Raw genomic sequence first — 16,401 nt, forward strand, 5'->3', positions numbered from 1 at the left:
CAGGCCGGATGGCGGTACGCCGCCATCCGGCACATTCTCACTTATCGCACGACGGCATCCTGAATCTTATCTTCTGCTTTCCAGATGCGGTATTTCACCTCCACGTTTTCCGGGGTGTAGACCACAATCGGTAATTTGCTGTTGTAACGCAGCATACCGTCTTCACCCAGATACGCGGTGATGAATTTCTTCTCTTTCTTACCGTCCGGGCAGGCCATCATGGTTGAAACCGGAGAAGTGACTTTGTCGAATACATAGTAGTCATAACCCCAACCTTCCAGCGTTTTGCTGTCCAGCTCTCCGCCAAGGCGATGTTTGTTGCAATCAACTTCCAGCGTTTGTCCGATCAGCAGTTCTACTTTCAGAGTAGATTCATCTTTCTCAGGAGTAAGCTGAATAACCTGACGCTTCATTCCCTTGTCCGCTTTAGGATAAGGGGCGACTTTTTCCAGCGGCTGAGCGCTGGCATCGGTGGTTGTCGCCCATGCAGAGGTGCTGGCGAAGGCGGCAAGGAGTACGGCAGGGACAATTGTCTTCATCTTATTGTTCACAGTGTTTCCTTTCTTCTGTCTTATGAACGTATCCAGGGCAGGTTAGCATATTCATATCGTCTATTAATCTAAATTTACTTATATTTTAAGTGCATTAATTAAAGGTTTAGAATTTGTGCAGCGATAAATGCCAGGAATTATCTGAATAATGAGATTATTCTCTGTTCCATGCTTTCGTTATATAATTTATTATATAACTCATTGAAATGTGAGCAAAAGCGCACTTTTCCCCGCCAACTCAACACTCTTTTGATCCGGCAACAGCATTTACCCCAATTGGGGTATGCACCTCTAACACATCCTGAAATATCTTACGGTTAAAAATAACTACTCATAAATAGTGCGTTTTTTATTGTCGTTCAACCCGCCGAGGGAGAGCGTCATTATGGAAGGACAATGTCATGGTTGATTTATCCCGTCGAGGCATGTTGACAGGCAGTTGGCGTAAAGCCAACGCGGGGATTCGTCCGCCGTGGAGCAAGGAAGACTCTCACTTTCTGGCCAATTGCCTCCGTTGTGACGCCTGCATCCAGGCGTGTGAAACCGACATCCTGCAGCGAGGCCAGGGTGGTTATCCAAGCGTAAATTTCAAACACGGCGAATGCAGCTTTTGTTACGCCTGCGCAGAGGCCTGTCCCGAATCACTTTTTCTTCCGCGCCACACCAGGGCATGGGATCTGAATTTTTCGATCGGTGACAACTGTCTCGCGCATCAGTCCGTTGAATGCCATCGCTGTCAGGATAGCTGTGAACCCATGGCCATTACCTTTCGTCCCACGCTGTCCGGTATTTATCAGCCGCAGCTCGACAATCAGGCATGTAACGGATGCGGCGCGTGTGTCGCTATCTGTCCGGTATCAGCCATTAATGCGGAGTACAACCATGGACACTAACTGGCAGGTCTGCAGCCTGGTCGTTCAGGCCAAAAGTCAGCACATCAGCGATATCGCCACGCAGTTACGTTCGTTTGCGGGTTGCGAAGTTGCACTCAGCGATGTGGAAAGCGGTCAGCTGATTGTGGTGGTCGAAGCTGAGCATAGTGAAACGCTAATGAAAACAATTGAGTCAGTGCGCAACGTTGCGGGCGTGCTGGCGGTGTCGCTGGTTTATCACCAGCAGGATGAGCAAGGTGAGGAAACACCATGAAACTCAGTCGTCGTAGCTTTATGAAAGCTAACGCCGTTGCGGCCGCTGCGGCGGCTGCCGGGTTAAGCGTGCCGGGCGTTGCCCGTGCGGTAGTCGGTCAGCAAGAAGCGATCAAATGGGACAAAGCCCCGTGCCGATTCTGTGGTACGGGTTGTGGCGTATTGGTAGGAACCCAGCAAGGACGAGTTGTGGCATGTCAGGGCGATCCTGATGCGCCGGTTAACCGTGGCCTTAACTGCATTAAAGGTTATTTCCTGCCGAAAATCATGTACGGAAAAGACCGTTTAACGCAGCCGATGCTGCGCATGAAAGACGGCAAATATCACAAAGAAGGCGAATTCACCCCGATTAGCTGGGACCAGGCTTTTGATGTGATGGAAGAGAAGTTTAAAGCCTCTCTGAAAGAGAAAGGGCCGGATGCTATTGGTATGTTTGGCTCCGGTCAGTGGACCATCTGGGAAGGCTACGCTGCCGCAAAACTGTTCAAAGCCGGTTTCCGTTCGAACAACATCGATCCGAACGCACGTCACTGCATGGCGTCAGCCGTTGTGGGCTTTATGCGTACCTTTGGTATGGATGAGCCGATGGGCTGCTATGACGATATCGAGCATGCGGATGCTTTCGTCCTGTGGGGCGCAAATATGGCGGAAATGCACCCGATCCTGTGGTCGCGCATTACCAACCGTCGTCTGTCCGATCCTAACGTCAACGTCGCCGTTCTCTCAACCTTCCAGCATCGTAGCTTTGAGCTGGCGGATAACGGCATCGTCTTTACGCCGCAAAGCGACCTGGTGATCCTCAACTACATCGCAAACTATATCATTCAAAACAATGCGATAAACCAGGACTTCTTTAGTAAGCACGTTAACCTGCGTAAAGGGGCGACGGATATCGGCTACGGTTTACGTCCTACCCATCCGCTGGAAAAAGCGGCGAAAAACCCAGGTTCTGACGCCTCTGAACCGATCAGCTTTGAAGAGTACAAAGCGTTTGTTGCGGACTATACGCTGGATAAAACCGCAGAAATGACCGGCGTGCCAAAAGATCAGCTGGAACAGCTGGCGCAGCTGTATGCCGATCCGAAGAAGAAAGTCATCTCCTACTGGACGATGGGCTTTAACCAGCATACCCGTGGCGTATGGGCGAACAATCTGGTCTATAACCTGCACCTGCTGACCGGTAAAATTTCTCAGCCAGGCTGCGGCCCATTCTCGCTGACGGGTCAGCCTTCCGCTTGTGGTACCGCACGTGAAGTCGGGACCTTCTCTCACCGTCTGCCTGCGGACATGGTGGTGACGAACGAGAAACACCGCGATATCTGTGAAAAGCACTGGAACATTCCGGCGGGGACCATTCCGGCGAAAGTCGGCCTGCATGCTGTGGCACAGGACCGCGCACTGAAAGATGGCAAGCTCAATGTCTACTGGGTGATGTGTAACAACAACATGCAGGCTGGGCCGAACATCAACGAAGAGCGTATGCCTGGCTGGCGCGATCCGCGCAACTTTATCATCGTTTCCGATCCGTACCCGACGGTCAGTGCTCTGGCGGCCGACCTGATCCTGCCAACAGCGATGTGGGTAGAGAAAGAAGGGGCTTACGGTAACGCCGAGCGCCGTACTCAGTTCTGGCGCCAGCAGATTAAAGCACCGGGTGAAGCGAAATCTGACCTGTGGCAAATGGTGCAGTTTGCCCGCCGATTCAAAACGGAAGACGTCTGGCCGGAGGAACTGCTGGCGAAGAAACCCGAGCTGCGCGGTAAGACGTTGTATGACGTGCTGTTCGCCACGCCAGCCGTCACGAAATTCCCGGTCAGCGAACTGGCTGAAGATCAACTTAACGATGAATCTCGCGAACTCGGTTTCTACCTGCAAAAAGGCCTATTCGAAGAGTATGCCTGGTTTGGTCGCGGACACGGACACGATCTTGCACCGTTTGATGATTACCACAAGGCGCGCGGGTTACGCTGGCCGGTGGTCGACGGTAAGGAGACTCAGTGGCGCTACAGCGAAGGCAACGATCCGTACGTGAAGGCGGGTGAAAGCTACAAGTTCTACGGCAAACCGGATGGGAAAGCCGTCATCTTCGCACTGCCATTTGAACCGGCGGCTGAAGCACCGGATAAAGAATATGATCTGTGGCTCTCCACCGGTCGCGTGCTGGAACACTGGCACACCGGCAGCATGACGCGCCGCGTACCGGAACTGCACCGTGCGTTCCCGGAGGCGGTACTGTTTATCCATCCGCTGGACGCGAAAGCGCGCGATCTGCGCCGTGGTGACAAGGTCAAAGTGGTTTCCCGTCGTGGTGAAGTGATTTCGATTGTTGAAACACGCGGCCGCAACCGTCCGCCGCAGGGGCTGGTGTACATGCCGTTCTTCGACGCCGCACAGCTGGTGAACAACCTGACGCTGGATGCGACGGATCCGCTCTCTAAAGAGACGGATTTCAAGAAGTGCGCTGTGAAACTGGCGAAGGTGTAACGCGTTATGTCCCGGTCAGCAAAACCCCAAAATGGCCGCCGCCGCTTCCTGCGCGATATGGTTCGTGCAGCTGGCGGGCTGGCTGTCGTTGGCGTGGCGCTGGGGTTGCAACAGCAAACCGCACGCGCAACAGGCGTGCGGCTGCGCCCGCCTGGGGCTTTGAGTGAGGACGCATTTGCCAGCGCCTGCGTGCGCTGTGGTCAGTGCGTCCAGGCTTGCCCGTACGACACGCTGAAACTGGCAACGCTGGCCTCCGGGCTGGCGGCCGGAACACCCTATTTTGTCGCTCGCGACATCCCCTGCGAGATGTGTGAAGACATTCCGTGCGCCAAAGTTTGCCCCAGCGGCGCGTTGGACAGGGAGATTGAGTCTATTGACGATTCACGCATGGGGCTGGCGGTGTTGTTGGATCACGAGAACTGCCTCAACTATCAGGGATTGCGTTGCGACGTTTGTTATCGCGAGTGCCCGAAAATCGATGAGGCCATCACCCTGGAGCTGGACCGCAACATGCGTACCGGTAAGCATGCGCGGTTTATTCCGACCGTGCATAGCGATGCCTGTACTGGCTGCGGTAAATGCGAAAAAGTCTGCGTACTGGAACAGCCGGCAATAAAAGTGTTGCCACTGTCGTTGGCGAAAGGGGAGTTGGGGCACCATTACCGCTTCGGTTGGCTGGAGGGGAACAATGGCAAATCGTAAACGTGATGCGGGGCGTGAAGCACAAACGAAAAAAGGTTGGTGGCGGAGCCATCGCTGGCTGGTGTTGCGTCGTCTGAGCCAGTTCCTGGTTCTGGCAATGTTTCTCAGCGGTCCGTGGCTGGGCGTGTGGGTGCTGCATGGTAATTACAGCAGCAGCCTGTTGCTGGATACCATTCCGTTAACCGATCCGCTGATCACCCTGCAAAGCCTGGCCAGCGGGCATCTGCCCGCAACAGTCGCGTTAACAGGGGCCGTCATTATTACGGTTCTGTATGCCCTTGCAGGTAAGCGACTGTTTTGTAGTTGGGTCTGCCCGATGAATCCGGTTACTGATTTGGCGAGCTGGCTGCGCAGAAGATTTGACCTGAATCAGTCTGCAACTTTGCCGCGCCATATACGGTACGTCCTGCTGGTGGTTATCCTGGTCGGTTCTGCCCTGACAGGGACGCTGCTATGGGAATGGATAAATCCGGTCTCTTTGCTGGGACGTAGCCTGGTAATGGGCTTTGGCAGCGGGGCGCTGCTTATTCTTGCGCTGTTTTTATTTGATTTACTGGTTGTTGAGCATGGCTGGTGCGGGCATCTCTGCCCCCTGGGTGCGCTGTATGGCGTATTGGGTAGTAAAGGTGCATTAACCGTATCGGCAAAAGAACGTCAGAGATGTAACCGCTGTATGGATTGTTTTCATGTTTGCCCGGAACCGCATGTGCTACGTGCGCCGGTGCTGGATGAGCAAAGCCCGGTGCAGGTGACCAGTCGCGATTGCATGGCCTGCGGTCGCTGTGTGGATGTCTGTTCTGAGGATGTTTTTACAATAACGATACACAAAATCATTTGAGATGCATCGCGGCGGCAAGTGAGGAAATCCCCGGGAGCATAGTAACTATGTGACTGGGGTTTCGGAGCGCAGCCAACAAAGAGGCAGCTTAAAGGATGAAGTGTAAATGCGATGGAGTTCGGGAGCTAAACAATGAAAAGCCATGACCTGATTAAAGCGCTGAGTCAATGGACAGCCGCGCTGGCCCTGGTAGTCAGTGGGGCCGTTTGGGCTGCAAACGGAGTGGATCTGAGCCAGTCACCGGAAGTCTCAGGGACACAGGAAGGGGCGATTCGCATGCCGAAAGAGCAGGAGCGTATGCCGCTGAATTATGTGAATCAGCCACCGATGGTTCCGCACAGTGTTGACGGCTACCAGGTGACGACCAATACCAACCGTTGCCTGCAGTGTCACGGTGTTGAAAGCTACCGCACCACCGGTGCACCGCGTATCAGCCCGACGCACTTTATGGACAGCAACGGCAAGGTACTGGCTGAAGTCGCTCCGCGTCGTTACTTCTGCCTGCAGTGTCATGTCCCGCAGGCGGATGCGGCACCGATTGTTGAAAATACCTTTACCCCCTCGAAAGGTTACGGGAAATGAGAGCCTGCCCCATTAGGCTACTTTATTTGCCATTTCGGACCAGGGCAGTGCTCGCAGTCCTCACGTACTGTATGTACGCTCCGGTTGTTCCGCGCTGTCCGTGTCCAAACTGGCTGCAACAATTTACGCCTACTGGAATAGGCTCGGGAGGTCATTATGGAAAATTCTAACCGTAAACCAGGCTGGATTAAGCGCGTCTGGCAATGGTGGCGTCGCCCCAGCCGTCTGGCGCTCGGCACGCTGTTGTTAATCGGCTTTGTGGGCGGCATTATTTTCTGGGGCGGCTTTAATACCGGTATGGAAAAGGCCAATACTGAAGAGTTCTGCATTAGCTGTCACGAAATGCGCAACACGGTATACCAGGAATATATGGAAACCGTACACTACAACAACCGCAGCGGTGTGCGTGCGACTTGCCCTGATTGCCACGTCCCTCATGAGTGGGGTCCGAAAATGATCCGCAAAATCAAGGCCAGCAAGGAGCTGTACGCGAAAGCACTGGGGTTGATAGATACACCGCAAAAATTTGAAGACCACCGTTTATCGATGGCGCAAAATGAATGGCGGCGTATGAAAGACAATAATTCGCAAGAGTGTCGGAACTGTCACAACTTCGAGTTTATGGATTTAACCGCCCAGAAAGGCGTAGCGGCTAAAATGCATGACCAGGCCGTGAAAGAAGGGCAAACCTGTATTGACTGTCATAAAGGGATAGCACACAAACTGCCTGATATGCGCGAAGTCAAACCGGGCTTTTAACAGGATGTAAATAATCAGGATGCTTGAGGCCAGAGAACTGCTCTGCGAGCGAGATGACAGAATATTGTTTAGCGATCTGTCATTTCGCGTCAATGCAGGGGAATGGGTACAAATTACCGGGAGTAATGGCGCAGGGAAAACCACTCTGCTGCGGTTGCTTACCGGGCTGGCTCGTCCTGACGCCGGAGAGGTTTGCTGGCAAGGGAAATCGCTGCACCAGGTGCGGGACAGCTACCATCAGGAACTACTGTGGATCGGACATCAGCCGGGGATAAAAACCCGGCTTTCGGCGTTGGAGAATCTGCGTTTTTTTCATCACGATGGCGATTGTCTGGCGGCGCTGGCGCAGGCAGGTCTCGCCGGATATGAAGATATTCCTGTTAATCAACTCTCTGCCGGACAACAGCGGCGCGTGGCACTGGCTCGCCTCTGGCTGACCCGCGCGCGACTGTGGATCCTCGATGAACCCTTTACGGCAATTGATGTGCACGGCGTTGAGCGACTGACTCAGCGCATGGCACAGCATACAGAGCAGGGGGGGATTGTGATCCTTACCACGCACCAGCCTCTGGGTGTTGGGACCGATAAAGTGCGACGTATTGCGCTGACCAGCGAGAGGGCCGCGCAATGATGTGGCGAATCTTCCGTTTAGAACTGCGGGTTGCGTTCCGTCATAGTGCAGAGATCGCCAATCCGTTATGGTTCTTCCTGATCGTCATAACGCTGTTCCCGCTCAGCATTGGGCCGGAGCCACAGCTGCTGGCGCGTATTGCACCGGGCATTATCTGGGTTGCCGCATTGCTGGCCTCATTACTGGCGCTGGAACGTTTATTCCGGGATGACTTACAGGATGGCAGCCTCGAACAATTGATGCTGCTGCCATTGCCGCTACCGGCCGTGGTGCTGGCGAAGGTGATGGCGCACTGGGTGGTAACCGGTTTGCCGCTGTTGATCCTCTCGCCGCTGGTGGCATTGCTGCTGGGAATGGATATGTATGGTTGGCAAATTATGGCGCTGACGTTGCTGCTTGGAACGCCGACGCTGGGTTTTCTCGGCGCGCCGGGCGTGGGACTGACGGTGGGGTTAAAACGCGGTGGCGTGCTGCTGAGCGTGCTGGTACTCCCGTTAACCATTCCCTTACTGATTTTTGCGACCGCTGCGATGGACGCCGCCTCGATGCACTTACCCGTTGAAGGGTATATGGCGATTCTTGGCGCACTGCTGGTAGGAAGCGCCACGTTAAGTCCCTTTGCGACGGCGGCGGCGTTACGTATCAGCGTGCAATAGCGCAGATATGACTTGTGGGCCGGACATGGCGAAGCCGCCCTCCGGTAAAACGGAAATTTACTAATTTATTGAGTCTGGTGACTGAACTATGTGGAAAACACTTCATCAACTGGCGATGCCCCCACGTCTCTATCAGATCTGTGGCTGGTTTATCCCATGGCTGGCGATTGCCAGCGCAGTGGTACTGGTAACAGGATGGGTTTGGGGATTTGGCTTCGCGCCAGCGGATTATCAGCAGGGGCAGAGCTATCGCATCATCTATCTGCACGTTCCGGCGGCAATCTGGTCGATGGGCATTTACGCGTCGATGGCGGTTGCCGCATTTATCGGCCTGGTCTGGCAGATGAAAATGGCCAATCTGGCGCTGGCGGCGATGGCGCCAGTGGGTGCAGTGTTTACCTTTATTGCACTGGTGACGGGCTCTGCATGGGGAAAACCGATGTGGGGAACCTGGTGGGTCTGGGATGCCCGACTCACTTCTGAGCTGGTGCTGTTGTTTCTCTATGTTGGTGCCATTGCGCTGTGGCATGCCTTTGATGATCGTCGCATGGCGGGACGGGCAGCCGGTATTCTGGTACTGATTGGTGTCGTGAACTTACCGATCATCCACTATTCGGTCGAGTGGTGGAACACGTTGCACCAGGGGTCGACCCGCATGCAGCAGAGTATTGATCCGGCGATGCGTACGCCACTGCGCCTGGCGATCGTCGGTTACCTGTTACTGTTTGTCACGCTGGCGCTGATGCGCATGCGTAACCTGATTTTGATGATGGAAAAACGCCGCCCATGGGTGAGCGAACTGATCTTAAAAAGAGGCCGCCAATGACCCCTGCATTTGCATCATGGAGTGATTTTTTCGCGATGGGCGGTTACGCCTTGTATGTCTGGCTGGCTGTGGCCATGAGCGTTATCCCGCTGGTGGTGCTGGTGCTGCATTCTGCACTACAGCATCGCGCAATCTTACGCGGCGTGGCGCAGCAGCGGGCGAGAGAAGCGCGCATGCGTGCGGCGCAAGTTCAACGGGAGGCGGCGTGAATATTCGACGTAAAAATCGGCTATGGATAGCCTGTGCGGTGCTGGCGGGCCTGGCATTGACCATCACGCTGGTGCTCTACGCGCTGCGTTCCAATATCGATTTGTTCTATACGCCGGGAGAAATACTCTACGGCAAGCGCGAAACCCAGCAGATGCCGGAAGTCGGTCAACGCCTGCGCGTTGGCGGAATGGTTATGCCGGGTAGTGTGAAGCGCGATCCGCAGTCGCTGAAAGTTAACTTCAGCATCTATGACGCCGAAGGCGTGGTGGATGTGACCTACGAAGGTATCCTGCCGGATCTGTTCCGTGAAGGGCAGGGCGTCGTTGTTCAGGGGGAACTGGATCAGGGAAATCATGTGCAGGCCAAAGAGGTTCTTGCCAAACATGATGAAAATTACACCCCGCCGGAAGTCGAAAAAGCGATGCAGGAGAACCACCGTCGCCCGGAAAGTGTTTATAAGGATAAAACGTCATGATGCCTGAAATTGGCAATGGGCTACTGTGCCTGGCACTCGGCGTTGCACTGTTGCTGTCGGTTTATCCGCTGTGGGGTGTTGCGCGTGGCGATGTCCGGATGATGGCCTCTGCGCGACCCTTTGCCTGGGTGTTGTTTATCTGTGTGATGGGTGCGTTTCTGGTGCTGGTAAACGCATTTGTGGTCAATGACTTTACCGTGACCTATGTCGCCAGTAACTCCAATACGCAACTTCCGGTCTGGTATCGCGTCGCCGCGACATGGGGCGCGCATGAAGGCTCATTGTTGCTGTGGGTGTTGCTGATGAGCGGCTGGACGTTCGCTGTGGCGCTGTTCAGCCAGCGGATGCCGCTGGATATCGTCGCACGCGTACTGGCGGTGATGGGCATGGTCAGCGTCGGCTTCCTGCTGTTTATTCTGTTTACCTCCAATCCGTTTTCCCGCACGCTGCCGGATTTCCCGATAGAAGGGCGTGACCTTAATCCGTTGTTGCAGGATCCGGGGCTGATCTTCCATCCGCCATTACTGTATATGGGCTATGTCGGTTTCTCTGTGGCTTTTGCTTTTGCCATTGCCGCACTGATGAGCGGGCGTCTGGATAGCACCTTTGCCCGTTTTTCGCGTCCGTGGACGCTGGCGGCATGGGTGTTTTTGACGCTGGGTATTGTGCTCGGCTCTGCGTGGGCATACTACGAACTGGGCTGGGGCGGTTGGTGGTTCTGGGACCCGGTAGAGAACGCTTCGTTTATGCCGTGGCTGGTGGGGACTGCGCTGATGCACTCGCTGTCAGTGACCGAACAACGCGCCAGCTTTAAAGCCTGGACGTTACTGCTGTCAATCTGCGCCTTCTCGCTCTGTTTGCTGGGGACGTTCCTGGTGCGTTCGGGGGTACTGGTGTCGGTGCACGCCTTCGCCTCTGACCCGTCGCGCGGGATGTTCATTCTTGCCTTTATGGTACTGGTTATCGGCGGTTCCCTGCTGCTGTTTGCGGTGCGCGGTCACAAGGTTCGCTCACGGGTGAATAACGCGCTATGGTCGCGTGAATCGCTGCTGTTAGGGAACAATGTTCTGTTGATTGCAGCGATGCTGGTGGTGCTGCTGGGCACGCTGCTGCCGCTGGTGCACAAACAGCTGGGGCTGGGCAGTATTTCGATTGGCGAGCCGTTCTTCAATACTATGTTTACCTGGCTGATGGCGCCGTTTGCGCTGTTGCTGGGGATTGGGCCACTGGTGCGTTGGGGACGTGACCGACCGCGTAAGCTGAAAACGCTACTGCTTGTCGCGTTTGTTACCACGCTGGTACTGTCCGTGCTGCTGCCGTGGCTGTTTGAAGATCGCATTGCCGCGATGACGGTCGTGGGTATGGCAATGGCATGCTGGATATTTGTGCTGGCGATGTCCGAGGCGTTCCTGCGTATTTCGCGTGGCACGAAGCTGACGCCGAGCTACTGGGGCATGGTGTCGGGCCACGTTGGGCTGGCGATAACTATTGTCGGTATTGCCTTTAGCCAGAACTACAGCGTTGAACGTGATGTGCGCATGAAGGCGGGCGATAGCGTCAGTATCCATGATTATCAGTTCACTTTCCGCGAAGTAAAAGATATTACCGGACCTAACTATCGGGGGGGCGTGGCCGTGATTGGTGTGACCCGTGACGGCAAGCCGGAAGCGACGCTGCATGCGGAAAAACGTTTTTACAACAGCACCAGTTCAATGATGACCGAAGCGGCGATCGATGGCGGACTGACGCGTGACCTGTACGCGGCATTAGGCGAAGAGCTGGACAACGGCGCGTGGGCAGTGCGTCTGTACTATAAACCGTTTATTCGCTGGATTTGGGCCGGAGGGTTGCTGATGGCGCTGGGCGGATTGTTCTGCCTGTTTGATCCACGCTATCGCCAGCGCACGCGTCCTCGTGCTGCTGCGCAAAAAAACGCGCCGGAGGCTGTATGAAGCGCAATGCATTGTTAATCCCATTTATTATTTTTCTCATTATTGCCGCGGCGCTGCTGTGGCAACTGGCACGTAACGCACAGGGAGACGACCCGACGAATCTGGAATCGGCGTTAATCGGTAAGCCGGTGCCGACGTTCCGTCTGGAGTCGCTGGAAAATCCGGGCCAGCATTACCAGGCTGATGTATTGACGCAGGGGAAACCGGTGCTGCTAAACGTCTGGGCGACCTGGTGTCCGACCTGTCGCGCTGAGCACCAGTATCTGAACCAGCTGTCGGCGCAAGGCGTGCGGGTCGTTGGGTTGAACTATAAAGACGATCGTCAAAAAGCCATCGTCTGGCTGAAAGAACTGGGCAATCCGTATGCCTTAAGTCTGTTTGATGGCGACGGTATGCTGGGTCTGGATCTGGGGGTGTACGGTGCGCCGGAAACGTTCCTGATCGACGGTAAAGGCATTATTCGTTATCGCCATGCCGGTGATTTAAACGCCAGGGTATGGGAGAGCGAGCTCAAACCATTGTGGGATAAATACAGTAAGGAGGCTGCGCAATGAGGTTCTTTCTGGGCCTGCTGATGCTGGTTATCTCGGGATCGGCGCTGGCCACTATCGACGTGATGCAGTTCAAAGACGAGGCGCAGGAACAGCAGTTCCGTCAGCTCACTGAACAGTTACGCTGCCCCAAGTGTCAGAACAACAGCATTGCTGACTCTAACTCAATGATTGCCACCGATCTGCGTCAGAAGGTTTACGAACTGATGCAGGAAGGGAAAAGCCAGAAAGAAATTGTCGATTACATGGTGGCGCGTTACGGCAACTTCGTGACTTACGATCCGCCGTTGACGCCGCTGACCGTGCTGCTGTGGGTGATGCCCGTTGTGGCAATTGGCCTGGGGGGCTGGATTATTGTTGCCCGTTCACGCCGTCGTGTACGAGTGAAGCAGGAAGAATTTCCTGATGAGATTACCCCCGACGGCAAACGCGGTGGATTAGGACTCTTTATACCCGGCGTTATCGTGGCGCTGGTGGTGGGCGCTGTGAGCTATTACCAAACCGGCAGCTATAAGCAGGTTAAGGTCTGGCAGCAGGCGACTGCACAGGCTCCGGCGTTGCTGGAGCGGGCATTAGATCCAAAGGCTGAACCGCTGAATGAAGAGGATATGGCGCGTCTGGCGTTGGGATTACGTACCCGGCTGCAAACCGATGCCGGAAACGTTGAAGGCTGGATTATGCTTGGGCGCGTAGGCATGGTTCTCGGTAATGCCAGTACGGCGACTGAAGCGTATGCCAATGCCTACCGACTGGATCCTAAAAATAGCGATGCTGCACTGGGTTATGCTGAAGCGTTGACCCGTTCTTCCGATCCAGATGATAACCGTCGCGGTGGGGAGTTGTTACGTCAATTGGTCAGGGGCGAACATGCGAATGTACGCGTACTGAGCATGTATGCGTTTAACGCTTTCGAACAGCAGCGCTTCGGTGAGGCGGTTGCAGCGTGGGAGATGATGCTGAAATTATTGCCCGCCAATGATACCCGTCGGGCGGTAATTGAGCGCAGCATCAAACAGGCGATGGAACAGCTGGCACCGCAGGAGAAATAAGCGTTCAGATTGCCCGATGGCGCGCAGCTTTCGGGCCTGTGTGGACCTTGTAGGCCGGATAAGACGCAGTGGCGTCGCATCCGGCATCTTATTGATTACTGCATTCCGCGGGTTTGCAAAAACAGGATGGTGGCGGCAACGCGAGAGCGGACGTTAAGTTTACGCAGCAGGTTGCGGATATGCACTTTCACCGTTTGCTCGGAAATATTCAGTACAGATGCTATCTGTTTATTCGATAATCCCTGAGCCAGCTCATGTAACACATCCAGCTCGCGTTCGGTGAGTACGCTGAACGGATCTTCCTCAGCGCCAAACAGTTCCCGTTCCCGCAGATAATCGCTGACGCGTTGGCTAAAGGCTTTACCTCCTTTTGCACCAGCGCGAATGGCTTCCAGCAGAACTTCAGGATCGCTGTCTTTAAGCAAATAGCCATCTGCGCCGGCATCAATCAGGGCGTAGACATCGCTGGCGGCATCCGAAACGGTAAGAATAATAATTTGCGCAGTAACGCCGTCCCGACGTAGCGCATTCAGGGTGTCCAGTCCGCTCATGCCTTTCATATTGAGATCGAGCAGGATCACATCAAGATCCAGACGGTTCGCCAGATCGATAGCACTTGCGCCATCGCCGGCTTCAGCGACAACATCGAATGCGGTATCCAGTTGTAATAATTGACTAATTCCTCGCCGCATGAGTGGGTGGTCATCAACGATCATCACCTTAAAAGGTGTTAATTCAGGCATCTTCTTCTCCTGAGTACTCTTAATTTCGTTATATTCCGGGGCATGGGATAATCCTGATTTATCACGTAGATGATAAGGCAACGTGACCTTACTTTTTACAGGTGCAAATAGTATATCCTGACTCAAAAAGCTCTCATTGGAATTTTTACAAAGAAAACTCTTTATGATTTGAATCAAGGTGGTGGCGGTTTGCGAGACGAAAGAATTCTCGATTTGCTGTTTGACAACATTAATTAAATATCAACATTAACAAGTGGCAATAATAAGCAATGTTGATATTGAAGGTGCAAGCAGCTGGAAGAGAACTCAGCAGACGTCACCCAGGCGGCACGACGTGCGCGACATACTCATCCCAGCGCTCTTTATGCAAATGGGCGACTAGCGATGGGATTGGGCCAATAGAGTAAGCGTAATTTAACTTAAGAATATAAAAAATCCTAAAATGCAATAGGAATAAAGTGAAAGAGCATTTATTGCCTTTACTTTTGTTTGCATTTTGTGCTTTTTTGGCAAGGAGCGCACAGCTAAGTTCGGTTTCGTACTTTGGGGGATAGGGTGAAGTTCAGGGATGAAAGAAAGTTGGCATTACTGATTGGGATGTTAGTTTTGCCGTTCACCACGGTTTCTGCCGCACCACTCTCTCCTGCGGATCGTAATACCATTCAGCAGCAGCAACAGCAGCTACTTAATGAAAACCAGCGCCAGCGTGAAGAGCTGGAGCGTAGCGTTACGCTGCCCGAAGCCGTCACGTCGAAAACGCCAGCCCCGACTGAAGGGCCGTGTTTTATGATTTCGCGCATTGATATTGACGGCGCAACGACGCTGTCCGCCGCTGCCTCGGCAAAGCTTACCGCACCGTGGGTGAATCAATGCCTGGATATTCCTCGCCTGACGGAACTGACAAATGCAATTTCCGACTGGTATATCAGTCGAGGCTATATCACCAGTCGTGCCTTTTTAACCGAACAGGATCTCTCATCCGGGGTGCTGCATATCGCGGTGCTTGAGGGGAAATTGCAGCAAATACGTCTGGAAGGTGTCCCATCGCGCACGCTGAAAATGATCTTTCCGGGGCTGGAAGGAAAGATTCTCAATCTGCGTGACATTGAACAGGGGATGGAGCAGTTGAACCGCGTTCGCCAGACGCCGGTGGAAATTGAAATTTTGCCGGGCAGCCAGCAAGGGTTATCAATAGTAAATCTGAGCGCCACGCCTGAATTCCCCGTTAACGGTTCCGTCAGTTTTGATAACAGCGGACAAAAGAGTACCGGTACCGGACAACTGAGCGGGGCATTATTTTTCAATAATATGCTTGGGCTGGCGGATAAATGGTTTATCAGCGGCGGGCGTAGCAGCGATTTTTCCAGCAGTAAAGATGCGCAGAACGTTGCTGCTGGCGTGAGTGTTCCTTACGGCTACGGATTGCTGGATTACAGCTACAGCTGGAGTAACTACCTCAGCACCATTGATAACAATGGCTATGCCTGGCGCTCCACCGGTGACAGCGAAACCCATCGTCTGACCGGCTCCTGGGTTTTGTTTCGCAACGGTGAGATCAAAACCGCAGCATCGCTGGGTCTCACGCATCGAATCAATCGTAACAGATTGAATGATGTCCTGCTGGAAACCAGTAGCCGCAAGCTTTCCAGCGTTTCGCTGGGTATCAACCATACGCAAAAAATTGCTTCCGGCGTTGCGACGTTTAACCCCTCATTCACCCAGGGCGTGCCGTGGTTTGGCGCAGAGGATGACAATGATAAACAGGGTGATGTGCCAAAGGCAGAATTTCGCAAGTGGAGCGTCAGCGGCAGTTTTCAGCGCCCGCTGACAGAAAAACTGTGGTGGCTGAGCAGCCTCTATTTTCAATGGTCACCGGACCGCCTTTACGGCAGCGAACGCCTGACGCTGGGCGGTGAAACATCGGTACGTGGCTATAAAGAACAATACATTTCAGGAGATAACGGCGGCTACTGGCGCAACGAAGTGAATTACTCTCTGTTTACGCTGCCGGTGTTGGGACAGATTGGCGCGATAGCGGCATTCGACGGCGGCTGGCTGAAACAAGATAGCGTTGACAGGTATGCCTCCGGCACGTTGTGGGGGGCCGCGCTGGGATTAACCAGCTCAGGGCGCTGGTTCTCCAGTCAGTTTACCGTAGGAACGCCAGTGAATTATCCGGACTGGCTGGCACCGGATCATCTCAATGTGTATTACCGCGTTGCGGTGGCATTTTAAGGAACAAGGATG

At 54.0% G+C, this 16,401-nt stretch carries 18 protein-coding genes; 16 read left to right on the plus strand and 2 right to left on the minus strand.

Annotated features, from left to right (window positions below):
• Window positions 1-41: 41 nt before the first annotated feature.
• Window positions 42-539 (minus strand): serine protease inhibitor ecotin, encoded by a 498-nt coding sequence (eco, locus tag HV261_RS10555; RefSeq protein WP_202039683.1) that lies wholly within the window; start codon window positions 537-539, stop codon window positions 42-44.
• Window positions 540-952: 413 nt separating this feature from the next.
• On the opposite strand from eco, the gene napF reads away from it, so the two are divergent.
• The 15 genes from napF to HV261_RS10630 all read left to right on the plus strand — a co-directional run bounded on the left by napF (window position 953) and on the right by HV261_RS10630 (window position 13,411).
• Window positions 953-1,444: a ferredoxin-type protein NapF gene (napF, locus tag HV261_RS10560; RefSeq protein WP_202038234.1), complete on the plus strand. Its 492-nt coding sequence runs from the start codon at window positions 953-955 to the stop codon at window positions 1,442-1,444.
• Complete coding sequence (gene napD, locus HV261_RS10565; RefSeq protein WP_202038235.1) at window positions 1,434-1,697, plus strand: chaperone NapD; 264 nt, start codon at window positions 1,434-1,436, stop codon at window positions 1,695-1,697. Before napF ends, napD begins: the two co-directional genes overlap by 11 nt.
• Entirely contained in the window at window positions 1,694-4,180 is a 2,487-nt protein-coding gene (gene napA, locus HV261_RS10570; protein ID WP_202038236.1) for a nitrate reductase catalytic subunit NapA, read from the plus strand. Before napD ends, napA begins: the two co-directional genes overlap by 4 nt.
• Before the next feature lie 6 nt (window positions 4,181-4,186).
• Window positions 4,187-4,882, plus strand: a complete 696-nt coding sequence (gene napG / locus HV261_RS10575) for a ferredoxin-type protein NapG (RefSeq protein WP_137384108.1) — start codon at window positions 4,187-4,189, stop codon at window positions 4,880-4,882.
• Window positions 4,869-5,720: a quinol dehydrogenase ferredoxin subunit NapH gene (napH, locus tag HV261_RS10580; RefSeq protein WP_202038237.1), complete on the plus strand. Its 852-nt coding sequence runs from the start codon at window positions 4,869-4,871 to the stop codon at window positions 5,718-5,720. Before napG ends, napH begins: the two co-directional genes overlap by 14 nt.
• 132 nt (window positions 5,721-5,852) lie before the next feature.
• Window positions 5,853-6,302: a nitrate reductase cytochrome c-type subunit gene (napB, locus tag HV261_RS10585; protein ID WP_048212558.1), complete on the plus strand. Its 450-nt coding sequence runs from the start codon at window positions 5,853-5,855 to the stop codon at window positions 6,300-6,302.
• Window positions 6,303-6,458: 156 nt separating this feature from the next.
• Window positions 6,459-7,061: a cytochrome c-type protein NapC gene (gene napC, locus HV261_RS10590; protein WP_005129332.1), complete on the plus strand. Its 603-nt coding sequence runs from the start codon at window positions 6,459-6,461 to the stop codon at window positions 7,059-7,061.
• A gap of 13 nt (window positions 7,062-7,074) precedes the next feature.
• On the plus strand, window positions 7,075-7,692 hold the full coding sequence (gene ccmA, locus HV261_RS10595; RefSeq protein ID WP_220472514.1) for a cytochrome c biogenesis heme-transporting ATPase CcmA: 618 nt from the start codon (window positions 7,075-7,077) through the stop codon (window positions 7,690-7,692).
• Window positions 7,689-8,348 carry a heme exporter protein CcmB gene (ccmB, locus tag HV261_RS10600; RefSeq protein WP_045445367.1) on the plus strand — a complete coding sequence of 220 codons (660 nt, stop codon included), beginning with the start codon at window positions 7,689-7,691 and terminating at the stop codon, window positions 8,346-8,348. The genes ccmA and ccmB overlap by 4 nt, the downstream gene beginning before the upstream one ends.
• An 88-nt stretch (window positions 8,349-8,436) precedes the next feature.
• Window positions 8,437-9,174, plus strand: coding sequence for a heme ABC transporter permease (locus tag HV261_RS10605; protein WP_202038239.1), 738 nt, complete (start codon window positions 8,437-8,439; stop codon window positions 9,172-9,174).
• Window positions 9,171-9,383, plus strand: coding sequence for a heme exporter protein CcmD (ccmD, locus tag HV261_RS10610; protein ID WP_020996676.1), 213 nt, complete (start codon window positions 9,171-9,173; stop codon window positions 9,381-9,383). The genes HV261_RS10605 and ccmD overlap by 4 nt, the downstream gene beginning before the upstream one ends.
• The gene (gene ccmE, locus HV261_RS10615; RefSeq protein ID WP_005129319.1) at window positions 9,380-9,859 is read left to right on the plus strand and encodes a cytochrome c maturation protein CcmE; all 480 of its coding nucleotides are present in this window, start codon (window positions 9,380-9,382) and stop codon (window positions 9,857-9,859) included. The genes ccmD and ccmE overlap by 4 nt, the downstream gene beginning before the upstream one ends.
• Complete coding sequence (locus HV261_RS10620; protein WP_202038240.1) at window positions 9,856-11,811, plus strand: heme lyase CcmF/NrfE family subunit; 1,956 nt, start codon at window positions 9,856-9,858, stop codon at window positions 11,809-11,811. The genes ccmE and HV261_RS10620 overlap by 4 nt, the downstream gene beginning before the upstream one ends.
• Window positions 11,808-12,365, plus strand: a complete 558-nt coding sequence (gene dsbE, locus HV261_RS10625; protein ID WP_202038241.1) for a thiol:disulfide interchange protein DsbE — start codon at window positions 11,808-11,810, stop codon at window positions 12,363-12,365. The genes HV261_RS10620 and dsbE overlap by 4 nt, the downstream gene beginning before the upstream one ends.
• On the plus strand, window positions 12,362-13,411 hold the full coding sequence (locus tag HV261_RS10630; protein ID WP_202038242.1) for a cytochrome c-type biogenesis protein CcmH: 1,050 nt from the start codon (window positions 12,362-12,364) through the stop codon (window positions 13,409-13,411). Before dsbE ends, HV261_RS10630 begins: the two co-directional genes overlap by 4 nt.
• Window positions 13,412-13,506: 95 nt before the next feature.
• On the opposite strand, the gene narP is transcribed toward HV261_RS10630, so the two are convergent.
• On the minus strand, window positions 13,507-14,154 hold the full coding sequence (gene narP, locus HV261_RS10635; RefSeq protein WP_202038243.1) for a nitrate/nitrite response regulator protein NarP: 648 nt from the start codon (window positions 14,152-14,154) through the stop codon (window positions 13,507-13,509).
• A 597-nt stretch (window positions 14,155-14,751) separates the two neighbouring features.
• Here narP and HV261_RS10640 point away from each other — a divergent pair.
• The gene (locus HV261_RS10640) at window positions 14,752-16,389 is read left to right on the plus strand and encodes a ShlB/FhaC/HecB family hemolysin secretion/activation protein (protein ID WP_202039684.1); all 1,638 of its coding nucleotides are present in this window, start codon (window positions 14,752-14,754) and stop codon (window positions 16,387-16,389) included.
• The last annotated feature ends 12 nt before the right edge of the window (window positions 16,390-16,401 follow it).

This window comes from Citrobacter sp. RHBSTW-00671, from assembly GCF_014103415.1.
GTDB lineage: Bacteria > Pseudomonadota > Gammaproteobacteria > Enterobacterales > Enterobacteriaceae > Citrobacter.